The sequence below is a fragment of the Bacillus sp. F9_6S_D1_P_5 genome, assembly GCF_054823925.1.
On sequence record NZ_JBTREW010000003.1, the window covers coordinates 223407 to 236832 of the forward strand.

Genomic DNA, 13426 nt, shown 5'->3' on the forward strand with positions numbered 1-13426 from the left:
TTTACGTGAAATTTCATGGATATACTATTGCAATTCTCTTCACCGTTTGATAGAATATCACTTGTTCTATGTTATGAATCGAGTCATTCGATTGCACCAGGGAGGTGAAAAGTATGGCAAACATCAAATCTGCTATCAAACGCGCTAAACTTAGCGAAGAGCGTCGTGCACATAACGCTTCTATCAAGTCTGACATGCGTTCTGCTGTTAAAACTGTTGAAGCTTTAGTTACTAATAACGATCTTGAAAATGCTAAAGAAGCTTTCAAAACTGCTTCTAAAAAACTTGACAAAGCAGCTCGTAAAGGTCTTATCCACCAAAACGCTGCAGCTCGTCAAAAATCTCGCTTAGCGAAACAAGTAAACGCGTAAGGCGTTTAAAAAACGATCCATTTGGATCGTTTTTTTATATACAAAAAAGTTCACGCGCTAAGCACGTGAATTTTTTTCATTACATATGATTTAACCGCATTAAGAAAAACTCAAGCACAAGTTTCTTATCCATTTTTCCTGTCTTCATACTATAATCAGCTTCCGCTAATTCTATAATCACTTTTTTTAATTCTTCAAAAGAGAAAAACTTCGTTTGATTCATCGCTAACTTTACACGATAGGGATGCACACCAATATGAGACGCAATTTGATTCTGTCCATAACCACGTTGCTGTAACTCTTTCACTTGATGCAGCAAACGGAATTGACTTACTAATAACGCAAGTAGTTTAATCGGTTCCTCTTGCTGCGTAAATAATCCATCCAAAATTTGCATCGCACCTGCAATATCTTTTTTTACCACTTTTTCTGTCAAAGCAAACACATTTTGTTCAACTGATTTTGGCACAAGCTCCGCAACAAGTTTTGGGGTAACCTCTCCCCCCATACCAACGTATAACGTTAACTTGTCCATTTCCTTCACCAACATCGTTACATTACTTCCCACAAGCTCTAGCAACAAACTAACAGCCGCATTATCAATATGTACATGCACTTCATCCGCACGAGCCACAATCCACTTCTGAACATCCTGCACTTGCATCGCATTCGCTTCTACTACATCCGCTGTTTTCTTTAATAGTTTTGTAATTTTTTTTCGTTCATCAAGCTTTTCGTAAGGCGCAACAAAAACAAGAATAGAAAACGGAGAAGGCTCCCCAATATATTCTTCTAAAATCTTTATATTTTGTTCTAACTTTTCTTTTTGTGAAGTTAGAAATAGTGGTGATTTTATTAATAGCACTTTACGTTCTCCAAAAAAAGGAAGTGTACGTGCATCCTCAACCACATCTTCTAAATATGCTTCTTCTAAATCATATGTCACAACATTAAACTCGCGATCTTCCTCTTCAAGCGCTTCTGTTGTAATAAGTTTTATCGTTTCATTTATAAAAAACGCTTCCGTTCCATACAGTAAATACAACGAAGAAAACTGCTTCTTTTTAATCTTTTTATGTATATCACTCATACTTTTTCCTACTCCCTAACTTGACAATATATATTTATACTAATGCCCTAGCTTTTGTTTTACAAGTACAAAGGAACAGGCTGTATAACCCGTCCCTTTATTTATATTAAACGCCACGCAATAAGCCCCGGGTTTCTTATTGGTGTGCGGTAATCACCTTCCCTTTATTATTCACAATAAAAATTCGAGTATAAGTGCCAACTGTTAACATGCTTGGAAACAAAAAACTCACGTTACTTCATAATCTAAAAGTAGTAAAAACGCTCTATTTCTCTTCCTATATAAATTGTAGATTTTTTTCTGACAATATTTTATACTAAAGTGGAATGTTGGGGAGGGATTCTAAATGAATGATTTTGAACAAAATGTTCAAAGTAAACGCAATGACGCTATTGATTCAGGGGTAGGATTTATCGTCTCATTTGGTTTTTTCGCAACACTTTTCATCATTGCAACTGTTATTAAATTTATCGGTTCTTAAAGACTGCTGCTTACTGGCAGTCTTCTTTTTTATCTATTATGTGTTTCATCATATGTGATTTTGCTACGAAAGGTTCCGCCTTCCCCTTTAAAAACATAGGAAATAGCACCTCGCTTATCCGTGCGCCATATTTCAATCCCCATCTTCTCCAAACGCTCTATAACTTCTTTATGAGGGTGTCCATACCTATTACGCTCACCGGCAGAAATAATCGCCATATTAGGCTGTACAGCGCTTAAAAAAGGCGTTATAGATGACGTGTTACTCCCATGATGAGCAACCTTTAAAACATCCGCCCGTAATTCGGAATACGTAGCTACTAAAAACCTCTCGCCTTCTTCTTCTAAATCACCTGTAAATAACCACGTTAGTCCTCCTAATTTTGCCCACACTACAATTGAAGCGTTATTTTCACTTTTTTCCTTTCCTGTTGGGGCTAATACGAAAAATTCCGCTCCATTTACGCTCCAACTCTCTCCTTCTCCCACTTCTCTTATTTTCACTTCCTTTTCTAACGCCTGTTTCTTTACTACTTTTTCTAATTCCGCATCTTGTTCCTTTCGGCCAAATACGACTTCTTTTACGATTATATTTGATAATAACTCTTGCGCAGCACCTATATGATCCGCATCGCCATGCGTTACGATTAACTTATCGATTTTTTTAATACCTTCCTTTTGTAAATACGGAATCAAAATATCATTTCCGACAGAAAATTCATGCTTTTTCCGTTGCCATTCTTCCTTGTTTACACGAATTGTTCCACCAGTATCGATGAGGTAGATCTCTTTATCGTACGGGAGACGAATTAATATCGCATCTCCCTGTCCAACATCAAGAAATGTAACACTTCCGCTTTCCCGAAAATACGGATATACATAATGACATGTACTAATAAATAGAAATATACCCGAAGCTATACACATAATCGCTTTCGACATTCGCCTTTCCCAAACCATCAATACACTAATAATACTCACGCAATATAGAGTTACAAGAAGTATAGGTGTTTGCCCGAAATTAAGACGGATAAATGGCAAGTTTTCACAATAACTTAAAAAATCATTAGAAAGATTCAAACCTATTGATAGTACATTCGCAAGTCCTTTTGCAAGAAACGGGATGATCGGTATACATATTAAAATAACAATGCTACACGGCAATACAATAAGAGATAAAAACGGAACGTATAGGATATTTAGAAAAATACTATATGGAGAAAAATAACCGAAGTGATATAACAAAATCGGGGTACTAACGAGCTGTGAAATAAAAGAAATATAAATAGAATTTCGGATTACTCCCTTACTACTCTCTAGTAAAAGCGGGGCAGATAAAAGTAGAGCAAAACTACCAACGAAGGAAAACTGAAAACCAATATTAAACACGAGATATGGATCAAATATAAGCATACATATAGCTGTTACACTTAAAGCATCTAAGCTAGATAAACGAATAGAACACATAAAAGCAATCAACATTAAAACTCCTGTTATAGAAGCTCTTATAACAGATGGTGACGCTCCTGCTAAAATCATATATAGAGGAATACAGAAGATAAGACATACTGTTGCTACCTCCCTCGTCACACCACTTCTTAGCAAAATAAAATACACGATCACCATTAACAATACGATATGCGATCCTGAAATCGCCAACAAATGTATAAGACCAAATTGTTGATATTGCTCTTCAACTTCATATATCATTTGTTGTCTATCACCAAATACTAATGCATTCATAAAAGCACCTGATTGCTCCGGAAACATTTCTGTAACTCCCGAGATTGCTTGCTGCCTTAAAAGAAGGATCCATTGCACAGGTGACAATGATGTTTTATAGCATTCAGAAATATATGTAGCTTCCAATATGAAATGAATATTTTGCTTATACAAATAATCACGATAATTAAAACCATGAAAATTCCGAGCTATCGGTGGTTCTTTCCTCTCACCTTCGAATACACATGATGCTCCTGCATGTAATTGTCGCAGTTGTTTCTTTTCCGAGGTTGATTTAATTTTGTAACTTAACTGCACTATATTTTTATACTGATCTTCAACTTGAAATGATAGGCGATCCCCGTTAATAAGAGGTGTATTGTATATCACTCCTCTTGTAGCTTCGTAGGACTCTCCTAGAGGCTTATTTTGCCCTTGAACATACGCAGTGTACATAGCGCCACTAAAACACGCTATCATACAATAAAGGAAGGTTTTACGCGAAGTACGATACAAACAAAAGATAACATATAGAACGAGACAACAAATCAGCAATAAAACCGAAGAGGAGAAGGCAATTGCAATCCCTATTATAAATGAGATTGCAACATAGCCCCATTGTCCATGCAACTCATACTCACTCCTTATAGCATCATTTTTGCTTTCGTGAATACATGCTGTAATTCTTCCATTGATAAATTCTCTTTTTCTAAAGATGCAAATAGTTCTTTTAACTCCATATGACGCTTTTGATCCTCTAATGCTGCAATGTCATATTCTAGCGGAACGTGTTTCACTGTTACATTCGCTTTTTCAAATAACTCTACGGCATATGGATGATTTTTATAATCCTGTGCATAATAAACCGCTGTAATACCACTTTGAATAATCGCCTTACAACATTGTAAACAAGGGAAATGCGTAACATAAATTTCCGCTTCCTCCGTTTTCACGCCAAACTTTGCACATTGTAATAAAGCATTCATTTCTGCGTGAATCGTACGAACACAATGATTATCAATAACATAGCATCCGTCATCTATACAATGTACACCACCTTTAATTGAACCATTATATCCACCAGCAATAATTCGTTTATCACGAACGATTGTCGCGCCTACTGCAAGCCTTGTACATGTACTACGTAAAGATAGTAAATGGCTTTGCGTCATAAAATATTGATCCCATGAAATTCGTTCCATATTCTTCACCTACTTTTTTGTCTACTTGTAGTGTAGCGAATGAAGAAAAACTTCGTCAATCTTTTACGGAATAATAATTTGATCTTTTATTTTTTCCAAAGACTTCGCACCAATCCCGTCAATCTCTAACAAATCTTCTATTTTTTGAAATGGACCATGCTCCTCTCGATATTTCAAAATACTTTCCGCTTTCCGAGAGCCGATACCTGTAATTTTTTCAAGTTGTTCTTTAGAAGCTGCATTTATTTGAACTTTCCCCTCTCCCTTTGAAACAGCAGCTACTTCTTGCGCTTGTTCGTTTTTATTCGGTACGTAAAGAATCATTTGGTCTTGTACCATTTGCGCTAAATTTACTTTCATCCTATCTGCCTCAGGTAAAAAACCACCTGCCTTCTCAATGGCATCCTTGACCCGGTCCCCTTCTTTCATTTCATACACTCCCTCTTTAACAACAGCCCCTTTCATATCAATTACAATTATTTTTTTCTGCTGCTTTGTATCCGATATTTTCAGTTTACTTTTTTTCTCTATCTCTTTCGCTTGAACATCCGTTGCAATGATTGATCGCTCTGTATGCCCGTTCGTTTTCCAGAAAAGAAGAAAAAGTACAGTTCCAATAATAGCTACTAATCCTAACCATTTCTTTGGAAAATCCCACATCATTTTTCACCTCTAATCATAAATTTATAACATCATTCATATTGTTTAGGAGAAAGCTGTTACGAAGGAGGTATGAAACATTGAACATAGGAATTATAGGGACAGGGAACATGGGGAATATACTAATCGATGCATTTTTAGAAACCCGTGCTGTCAAACCTTCGTGCCTTACAATCATTAATCGAACGCCCGCCAAAGCATATCATATAAAGGAAAAATACCCTTCTGTTCATATAGCCAAAACTATTGATGAGGTAATCGAACGATCACATCTTATTTTTATTTGCGTAAAGCCGATAGATATATACCCGATCCTACAAAAATACGCTGAATATTTTTCTGATGAAAAGTGCTTAGTTTCTATCACAAGCCCAATATCTCCATCACAATTAGAGACACTTGTACCTTGCCACGTTGCCCGTATTATTCCAAGCATTACAAACCGCGCTCTGTCTGGCGCATCACTATTTACGTTTGGAAGTAAATGCTCTGAAGAGTGGCAACAAAAACTATTTCGCCTATTCAAAAACATTTCTACTCCCCTTGTAATAGAAGAAGATATAACGCGCGTTTCATCTGATATAGCAAGCTGTGGCCCTGCATTCTTTAGTTATTTATTACAATGTTTCATTAATGCTGCTGTAGATAAAACAAATATTACACATGAAGAGGCCACTACTTTAGTAAGTGAAATGGTCGTTGGAATGGGGAAATTACTTGAAAAAGGGATTTTCACATTGCCTACTTTACAAGAAAAAGTATGTGTTAAAGGCGGCGTTACAGGAGAAGGTATTCGTGTTTTAGAAGAACATGTTGGGGATATGTTTCATAAATTAATTGAGCGGACACACGAGAAATTTGATGAAGATTTAAAATGCGTTGATCAGCAATTCAATAAACACACATAATAAATACGTCATCATCATTCCAAATCCTTTTTATAAATACTTAGTTTTTCACATTACATTTTCAATTAAACTAGCATTTTCACACTTCACGTATATCATCTTCTTATTATTCTAGAGCAAAAATTACAGTTTCTTTACAAAACAAAAGCAACCTTCTCGGTTGCTTTTGTTTTACCTCGCTATTTGCTGGCCAGTAAGATCCCCACCTTAAAAACTAAGCGAAAGTAAAGAAGTTCAGTGGGGGTCGGACTGCCCGTAAAAGCCCGATTGGTGAAGGCTAATAATCAGCGGGGGGCTTCGCCCCCCCCCCCCCGCTGATTAAAGTTTCACTTTATCCGTTTTTCTTCGCCATGAAGAAAATACGCTCTGTTTGTTCTGTAACTTCAAGTCTCTCAAAGTCACCAGTTACGCGAAGCACTGTAAAACCAGCTGCTTCAAGCCATTTCGTTAACTCTTCAACCGGATATGCACGTTGCACGTGACATTCGTCAAAGCGATGGTACACATCTTCTTCTGGATCTTGAACAAAGAACGTTAAATCATGTTCTACACTATTTGATTCTTCACCAGGGAAGCAATTCCAAATAAGAGATATTTCTTCTCCATTTACTGTGTATGTTTCATTTTGAAATATATGATGTATTTTATATAAAGAATGTACATCAAATAAAAACAAACCATCTTGACGTAAATGGTGAAACACTCTTCGAAATGTTTCTTGCACTCCATCTTCTTGCAATACATAATTTAATGAATCACAAAAGATCGTTACACAGTCAAACTCACCCGGAACATCAAGCTCTCGCATATCTTGTTGATAAAAAGGAATAAAATATCCTTCCCCGCCTAGTTTTTGCTGAGCAACTGCTAACATTTCTTCTGAAAGATCGACACCGATTACATCGTAGCCCTTTTGTACAAGCGGAAGTGTTACATTACCAGTACCGCATGCTACATCAAGAATTTTCGCCTCTTTCATATCCGCTTGCTGTAAGCTTTCCTCTGTGAATTCTACCCATTTATCATAAGGGACATCATTCATTAGTTCGTCGTACAGCAATGCAAATTGTTCGTAATTCATTGGCCTAGCTCTTCTGTAATATCTTCACGTGGCACATCGCCCCATAGACGCTCTAAATTATAGTGATTACGCTCATCTTTATGGAATACATGAGCAACTACATCTCCAAGGTCAACTAATACCCAGCGTGCTTCGTCAAAACCTTCCATACGTTGTACGTCGATTTGGAACTCATGTGCTTTTGCTTTAATTTCACGTGCAATTGCTTGCACTTGCTTATCTGAGTTACCGTGACAAATAATGAAATAATCTGCAATTGGTGAAATACCTTGCATATTTAGGACAACCATATCTTCTGCTCTCTTATCATCAGCTGCTTTTGCCGCTAATACTAACAAATCTTTATCGTTCATTTACTAATTTCCTCCTTGATAACTGCGTTGTATGTTTGGAATGTTAATGGATAAATCGTTTGATTTTTTTCCATTAAAAATTGAATTGTTCTCTTTAATGCAAATAATAAAGCTTGATTTATATCTGTATATGCGAGTTTACGAGCTTCCTCCACTCCTGGAAACTTTCGACCAGGCTCAATGTAATCAGCTACATAAATTACTTTATCTAACATCGTCATTTTCTCATGACCACTTGTATGATATGTAATAGCTTGCAGGATTTCAGGATCCGTAATGCCTACTTCTTTTTCTACTAAGTATGCCCCAACAGGCGCATGCCATAACTCTTTATTATAACAAAGTAAATCTTTCGGCAAATCTTCACGTTTAATAATCTCTTCCATCTCTGGAATCGCTCTACACTTCGCATAATCATGGAATATAGCTGCAACTTCAGCCTTTTTTTCATCCACACCGTATAACTTAGCAAGTTCAATTGCTGTTTCCATTACACCAATTGTGTGTACATAACGTTTTTCATGCATTTGTTGTTTGACAATATGAAGTGCTTTCTCACGATTCATACAACCCATTCCTCTCAATATATACCTGTACTTTTTCAGGAAGTAAATATTTGCATGTTTTCTTCTCTTTATATCTCTCGCGTAATAAAGATGAAGAAACTGCAAACTCCGGAATTTCCACAGTGGTGATAGGATAAGGTGTATGCAATGTATAACCAGGTCTTGCAACCCCAACAAACGTTACAAGATCAAGCAACGCCTCAATGTTATACCACTTCGGTAAATACTCAACCATATCTCCACCAATAATAAAGTGAAACTGCACATCCGGATGCTTCTTCGTCAATTGTAGCATAGTGTCATACGTATAAGATGGGCCCTTCCTGCTTAGCTCTTCTAAACAAATAGAAAAATGTTCCTCTACCTCAGTCGCAAGCTCTAACATTTGTAAACGACTTTCTACACTTGTAATATTCCGCCCTTGTTTATGCGGCGGAATTTGGTTCGGTAAGAACCATACTTCTTCTAAATTCAAAGCATGATATACTTCATTTGCAATGAGCAAATGTCCATAATGTGGCGGATCAAATGTACCGCCAATGATGCCAATTTTCCTCAAAAGAAACGCCCCTTCCTTTTACGTACAGCAACTCTCTTCGGTTAGGAATGAAGAGAGTTGCTATTAATAAAAGTTCAATTGGTTTCGCTCTCTACATCATTACGCATCTGCGATAAAAATAGCTCGTGCTAATCTTTTTATCGAGGAAGCTTAATTTGTTTATTTTCTCTTGATTCTTTGTATAAAACGATTGTGCTTCCAATTACTTGAACGATTTCAGCACGTGCACCTTTTGCAAGTTCTTCTGCAACTTCACGGCGATCGAATTCACAGTTTTGTAGCACACTTACTTTAAATAGCTCACGAGCTTCTAAAGTATCTGCGATTTGTTTAATCATATTTTCATTTACTCCGCCTTTTCCTACTTGAAAAATTGGTGTTAAATGATGTGCTTGTGCACGTAAAAATCTTTTTTGTTTTCCTGTTAACATGTATGTTAGCCTCCAAGCTTTCTTATAACTAATTGTTTCATTCGTTCGATATTTGGCGTGCGCCCTGTCCACATTTCAAACGCAAGTGCACCTTGATAAACAAACATATCAATACCATTTTGAATGATTGCACCTTGCTCTTTCGCCTCACATAAAATTTTCGTTTCAAATGGATTATAAATTATATCTGATACAATGGTCCCTTTTTTTAACGAAGAAATTTGTAATGGCGTATGTTCAACGCGTGGATGCATACCTATCGTTGTCGTCTGAATGATAATATCATAATTTCCTTGTTCTTCTGTTGCTTTTTCTAAAGATAAAGGAACAGAATGAACAGTAGCCGTACATGCAGCAATAAGTTCTTTCGCCTTATCTACTGTACGATTAGCTACATCAATCTCTTTCACACCTACATCAGCAAGAGAAAAATAAATCGCTCGACTAGCACCACCTGCGCCAAGCAATAAAATACGTTTCCCTTGAAGTGGTTCACTACTAATGGACTGCAATGCTCGGACAAAACCAATTCCATCTGTATTGTAGCCAATCAACTTTCCATCCTTATGAACCACTGTATTTACCGCACCAATTTGTTTTGCTAGCGGGTCAATCTCATCCAAATAATCCATAATCGCAACTTTGTGCGGAGTTGTTACATTAAATCCTGAAATACCTAATGCTTTTAAACCTCTTACTGCTTCCCCTAGCTCTTCCTCTTTAACAAGAAAAGCATGATAATGGGCATCCATATTCAAGTGTTCAAATGCATCGTTATGCATAACGGGTGATAATGAATGTCCAATTGGATTTCCGATTACACCATATAATTGTTTCATAAATCCCTCTCCATATTAAATTAAAGATTTACGCAATGAAACACTTACTCCTTTTGGTACGTGTGCAACAATTTTTGCTCCTGGTTCGTTCACAGTAACCCATCCTAATCCAGAGAATACAACATCCGTTTTTGGTTCACGAATATTAAACTCGTATTTCACTAGCTCTGGCATATTTTCTAATTCTTCTGGTGTTGGCGGGCTTAGTAAATCTCCAGCATGATTTTTATACAATTCATCTGCTTTTTCAAGCTTTGTACGATGGATTGTTAAACGATTCGAGAAGTGACAAGTAAACGCACGACGACCGCCACTTACATAATCAAAACGTACCAGTCCACTAAAGAACAATGTTTGTTCTTCATTTAATTGGAACACCATTGGCTTAATTTCTTTTGTTGGTGTAATAAGCTTTAAGCTTTGTTTTCCAACATAATGAGCCATTTGGTGGTGGTTAATAATACCTGGCGTATCATATAAAGAAGATTCTTCGTCTAATGGAATATCAATTAAATCAAGCGTTGTTCCTGGGAAATGAGATGTTGTAATTACATTTTCAGTCTCATCACTAAACTCTTTAATCATACGATTAATAAATGTTGATTTCCCTACATTTGTACATCCAACAACATAAACATCTTTTCCGCCGCGGTAATACTCAATCGCATCTGCCAGCTCAGCAATTCCCTGTCCCTTCGCTGCACTAATTAAAAAGACATCTTCTGGCTTTAATCCTAGCTGCTTTGCACTATAACGCATCCAATGCTTTACTTTATCATGTTTTACTGACTTAGGAATTAAATCAGCTTTATTTCCAACAAGTAATACTTTATTATTTCCTACGAAACGATGTAAGCCAGGTAACCAGCTACCATTAAAATCAAAAATATCTACAATCTTAACTACTAACGCATCCGATTTTCCAATTCCGTTTAGAATACGTAGAAAATCATCATCTGTTAATGATACATCTTGAATTTCGTTATAATGTTTCAAGCGAAAACAGCGTTGGCAAATTACTTGTTCTTTTTCTAAAGATGAGGCAGGAGCATATCCCACTTCATTTTTATCTTCTGTTTGAATTTCTACACCGCAACCAATACATTTAATTGTTTCAGTCAAACTTTATTCCTCCCAGTTAATTAAACCTTTTTTCTTCATATTTCTCATAATTCTTCGTTCAATTTTTCGATTAAAGCGCGTTACTAATCCGTCCGTTTGTGCTACCGGTACAACTAAAATTGTATGCAGTCCAACTCGGTTTCCACCTAAAACATCCGTTAGTAACTGATCCCCAATTACTACAACTTCATCTGGCTGCAACTGCATCTCTTGTATCGCACGCTTAAATGCACGAACAAATGGCTTACGCGCACTATGAATAAATGGAATACCTAATGGATCAGCAAAGTCTTTCACTCGTTGCTCATTATTATTTGAAACGACCGTTACTTGAATGCCTTGCTCTTTCATTTTCAAAAACCATTCTTCAAGTTGTGGCGTTGCATTTGGACGATCCCATTCAATTAAAGTGTTATCTAAATCAGTAATAACACCTTTAATTCCACGCTTTTTCAAATCTTCTGGTTGAACATGATATACATTTTTCACATATTCATTTGGTAAAAATAGTTTCAATTTCTTTCACCTCTTTGAGGAGTTTTCATAAAAATTTTTCGACAACATATTTCGATATATGACCTGTGGATAAAATTGTACACATTTTCCACATTAATTTTCCAGTCAATTTGGAATTTACTAACAATCTATGCACATTTTATCCACCTAGGTATGTGGATAACCACTCGTTTGTGACTGTCATATTTTTTTGGTACATTAAATGCAACAACGAATCAATCCTTATATTATTAGGAGGTGACTCACCTTGAAAACAAAACATATGGAACAGTTATCTACTGAGTTACTCACTGAGTCTTATTATAAAGCAAAAGAACTAAAATTAAATCCCGACTTCATTTTACTTATAAAACAAGAAATTATTAGACGCTCATTAGAGGACAAGCTTGTCAAATCGTCTTGATTACATATAAAGCGATATTTTAATTAGCTAACTTGTAAAAAGAGCCATCCTGCGATGGCTCTCGAATAAACAAGTACTCCCATCTAGGGAACTTCATCATTAAGCATCTTTGTCCATAACTCTTGCTTACAGTTATAAAATCTTTTCTTTACTTATGAGCCAATCGAGTAGCAATTTTTTCACCAAGGCGAAGCTCTTGTCCACTCTTCAATTCCTGCACTACTCTTATCATATCTTTTTCAAACAATAACACAACTGTTGAACCGAATGTAAAGTATGCCATTTCTTCACCTTTTTGAACAACGTCTCTTTCATGCAGCAGCTCAATACTATTTACAAACATTGCTCCTACTTTTACAAGCGCCATATGTTCACCGTCACTATTCACTTCTGTAACAGAGCGATAATTTTTTGATAACGGTTCTTTCCCGTATTCCATACCAGCTGCATTTACCGGATATGATTTTCTACCGAGTACAAATCTTTCAGTCACAGAACCAGAAAGCGGACTATGAATACGATGATAATGACTTGGGCTTAAATAAATAACCATGTATGTACCACCTGCATATCGCTGTGCACGTTCTTCATTACCTAGCATATCCACAATCGAATAACGCTTGCCTTTAATATCAAATGTTTTTGTGTCCTCAATAGGACCGTGATCAGCAAAAACACCATCAACAGGGCTAACGATACTCGATGCATCTGTATCAATACTACGCTTTCCTTCTTTTAGCTTACGCGTAAATAATTCATGCAATGTTCTATATTCCTTCAAACCCTTTTCCATCTCATCTTGATTAATTTGAAAAATTTTCGCATACGATGGAATAATGATAGAGCTCAAACGAGATTGTGCAAATTTACGTAATATATAAGAAGTAAAACGACCATTTGTAAGTTCAATCATAAGTCGATATAATGTACGTCGCAAATTGCGAAACCTCCTAATCAGTCTATAACTTTAGCTTCCCCTTCTTTTCCTTCTATATCATATGTAAAATTGGTTCTTATTCCCACATATCATATAGAACCACCATATTATACATGCGGAAAACTAAGTATGGTATTATTCTTAAATTGTTTAGCACCCTCTAATATTACAGATAGAATCCGTCAT

The 13426-nt window shown here is 36.3% G+C and carries 17 protein-coding genes; 4 read left to right on the top strand and 13 right to left on the bottom strand.

Translation table 11 applies throughout. The annotated features are described in order from the left end of the window. Positions 1 to 113: 113 nt before the first annotated feature. Positions 114 to 371 carry a 30S ribosomal protein S20 gene (rpsT, locus tag ACUXEY_RS05920; RefSeq protein WP_001274011.1) on the top strand — a complete coding sequence of 86 codons (258 nt, stop codon included), beginning with the start codon at positions 114 to 116 and terminating at the stop codon, positions 369 to 371. Positions 372 to 450: 79 nt separating this feature from the next. Here rpsT and holA read toward each other — a convergent pair whose 3' ends face one another. Continuing rightward, positions 451 to 1461 carry a DNA polymerase III subunit delta gene (holA, locus tag ACUXEY_RS05925; RefSeq protein WP_461300275.1) on the bottom strand — a complete coding sequence of 337 codons (1011 nt, stop codon included), beginning with the start codon at positions 1459 to 1461 and terminating at the stop codon, positions 451 to 453. Positions 1462 to 1807: 346 nt separating this feature from the next. Between holA and ACUXEY_RS05930 the strand changes: the two genes are divergently transcribed. After that, entirely contained in the window at positions 1808 to 1942 is a 135-nt protein-coding gene (locus tag ACUXEY_RS05930; protein WP_000997609.1) for a YqzM family protein, read from the top strand. A gap of 29 nt (positions 1943 to 1971) precedes the next feature. On the opposite strand, the gene ACUXEY_RS05935 is transcribed toward ACUXEY_RS05930, so the two are convergent. The 3 genes from ACUXEY_RS05935 to ACUXEY_RS05945 form a co-directional block, all read right to left on the bottom strand. Beyond that, complete coding sequence (locus ACUXEY_RS05935) at positions 1972 to 4293, bottom strand: DNA internalization-related competence protein ComEC/Rec2 (protein WP_461300276.1); 2322 nt, start codon at positions 4291 to 4293, stop codon at positions 1972 to 1974. 14 nt (positions 4294 to 4307) lie between these two features. Next, entirely contained in the window at positions 4308 to 4865 is a 558-nt protein-coding gene (locus ACUXEY_RS05940) for a ComE operon protein 2 (protein ID WP_000439783.1), read from the bottom strand. A 63-nt stretch (positions 4866 to 4928) separates the two neighbouring features. Then, entirely contained in the window at positions 4929 to 5528 is a 600-nt protein-coding gene (locus tag ACUXEY_RS05945) for a helix-hairpin-helix domain-containing protein (RefSeq protein WP_429600195.1), read from the bottom strand. A 77-nt stretch (positions 5529 to 5605) separates the two neighbouring features. Here ACUXEY_RS05945 and comER point away from each other — a divergent pair, with 77 nt between their 5' ends. Then, on the top strand, positions 5606 to 6433 hold the full coding sequence (gene comER / locus ACUXEY_RS05950) for a late competence protein ComER (RefSeq protein WP_166701769.1): 828 nt from the start codon (positions 5606 to 5608) through the stop codon (positions 6431 to 6433). 331 nt (positions 6434 to 6764) lie between these two features. On the opposite strand, the gene ACUXEY_RS05955 is transcribed toward comER, so the two are convergent. The 8 genes from ACUXEY_RS05955 to ACUXEY_RS05990 form a co-directional block, all read right to left on the bottom strand. Further along, positions 6765 to 7514 carry a class I SAM-dependent DNA methyltransferase gene (locus tag ACUXEY_RS05955; protein WP_461300277.1) on the bottom strand — a complete coding sequence of 250 codons (750 nt, stop codon included), beginning with the start codon at positions 7512 to 7514 and terminating at the stop codon, positions 6765 to 6767. Further along, on the bottom strand, positions 7511 to 7867 hold the full coding sequence (gene rsfS, locus ACUXEY_RS05960) for a ribosome silencing factor (protein ID WP_048531266.1): 357 nt from the start codon (positions 7865 to 7867) through the stop codon (positions 7511 to 7513). The genes ACUXEY_RS05955 and rsfS overlap by 4 nt, the downstream gene beginning before the upstream one ends. Further along, entirely contained in the window at positions 7864 to 8433 is a 570-nt protein-coding gene (yqeK, locus tag ACUXEY_RS05965; protein WP_144612533.1) for a bis(5'-nucleosyl)-tetraphosphatase (symmetrical) YqeK, read from the bottom strand. Before yqeK ends, rsfS begins: the two co-directional genes overlap by 4 nt. Then, positions 8423 to 8992 (bottom strand): nicotinate-nucleotide adenylyltransferase, encoded by a 570-nt coding sequence (gene nadD, locus ACUXEY_RS05970; protein WP_144612531.1) that lies wholly within the window; start codon positions 8990 to 8992, stop codon positions 8423 to 8425. Before nadD ends, yqeK begins: the two co-directional genes overlap by 11 nt. Before the next feature lie 137 nt (positions 8993 to 9129). After that, on the bottom strand, positions 9130 to 9423 hold the full coding sequence (yhbY, locus tag ACUXEY_RS05975) for a ribosome assembly RNA-binding protein YhbY (RefSeq protein WP_000955224.1): 294 nt from the start codon (positions 9421 to 9423) through the stop codon (positions 9130 to 9132). Between the two features lie 5 nt (positions 9424 to 9428). Continuing rightward, positions 9429 to 10262, bottom strand: a complete 834-nt coding sequence (gene aroE / locus ACUXEY_RS05980; protein ID WP_429600204.1) for a shikimate dehydrogenase — start codon at positions 10260 to 10262, stop codon at positions 9429 to 9431. Positions 10263 to 10277: 15 nt separating this feature from the next. Beyond that, the gene (yqeH, locus tag ACUXEY_RS05985) at positions 10278 to 11384 is read right to left on the bottom strand and encodes a ribosome biogenesis GTPase YqeH (RefSeq protein WP_461300278.1); all 1107 of its coding nucleotides are present in this window, start codon (positions 11382 to 11384) and stop codon (positions 10278 to 10280) included. Between the two features lie 3 nt (positions 11385 to 11387). Then, positions 11388 to 11900: a YqeG family HAD IIIA-type phosphatase gene (locus ACUXEY_RS05990; protein ID WP_000765309.1), complete on the bottom strand. Its 513-nt coding sequence runs from the start codon at positions 11898 to 11900 to the stop codon at positions 11388 to 11390. 247 nt (positions 11901 to 12147) lie between these two features. Here ACUXEY_RS05990 and sda point away from each other — a divergent pair, with 247 nt between their 5' ends. Next, entirely contained in the window at positions 12148 to 12303 is a 156-nt protein-coding gene (gene sda, locus ACUXEY_RS05995) for a sporulation histidine kinase inhibitor Sda (protein WP_000850094.1), read from the top strand. Positions 12304 to 12451: 148 nt separating this feature from the next. On the opposite strand, the gene ACUXEY_RS06000 is transcribed toward sda, so the two are convergent. Next, positions 12452 to 13240 carry a phosphatidylserine decarboxylase gene (locus tag ACUXEY_RS06000; protein WP_461300279.1) on the bottom strand — a complete coding sequence of 263 codons (789 nt, stop codon included), beginning with the start codon at positions 13238 to 13240 and terminating at the stop codon, positions 12452 to 12454. Positions 13241 to 13426 lie beyond the last annotated feature (186 nt).

Bases quoted from the DNA above. Each gene is read 5' to 3' on its own strand.
- rpsT (WP_001274011.1), top strand. From the start codon at position 114: ATGGCAAACATCAAATCTGCTATCAAACGCGCTAAACTTAGCGAAGAG.
- holA (WP_461300275.1), bottom strand. From the start codon at position 1,461: ATGAGTGATATACATAAAAAGATTAAAAAGAAGCAGTTTTCTTCGTTG.
- ACUXEY_RS05930 (WP_000997609.1), top strand. From the start codon at position 1,808: ATGAATGATTTTGAACAAAATGTTCAAAGTAAACGCAATGACGCTATT.
- ACUXEY_RS05940 (WP_000439783.1), bottom strand. From the start codon at position 4,865: ATGGAACGAATTTCATGGGATCAATATTTTATGACGCAAAGCCATTTA.
- ACUXEY_RS05945 (WP_429600195.1), bottom strand. From the start codon at position 5,528: ATGATGTGGGATTTTCCAAAGAAATGGTTAGGATTAGTAGCTATTATT.
- ACUXEY_RS05955 (WP_461300277.1), bottom strand. From the start codon at position 7,514: ATGAATTACGAACAATTTGCATTGCTGTACGACGAACTAATGAATGAT.
- rsfS (WP_048531266.1), bottom strand. From the start codon at position 7,867: ATGAACGATAAAGATTTGTTAGTATTAGCGGCAAAAGCAGCTGATGAT.
- yqeK (WP_144612533.1), bottom strand. From the start codon at position 8,433: ATGAATCGTGAGAAAGCACTTCATATTGTCAAACAACAAATGCATGAA.
- yhbY (WP_000955224.1), bottom strand. From the start codon at position 9,423: ATGTTAACAGGAAAACAAAAAAGATTTTTACGTGCACAAGCACATCAT.
- aroE (WP_429600204.1), bottom strand. From the start codon at position 10,262: ATGAAACAATTATATGGTGTAATCGGAAATCCAATTGGACATTCATTA.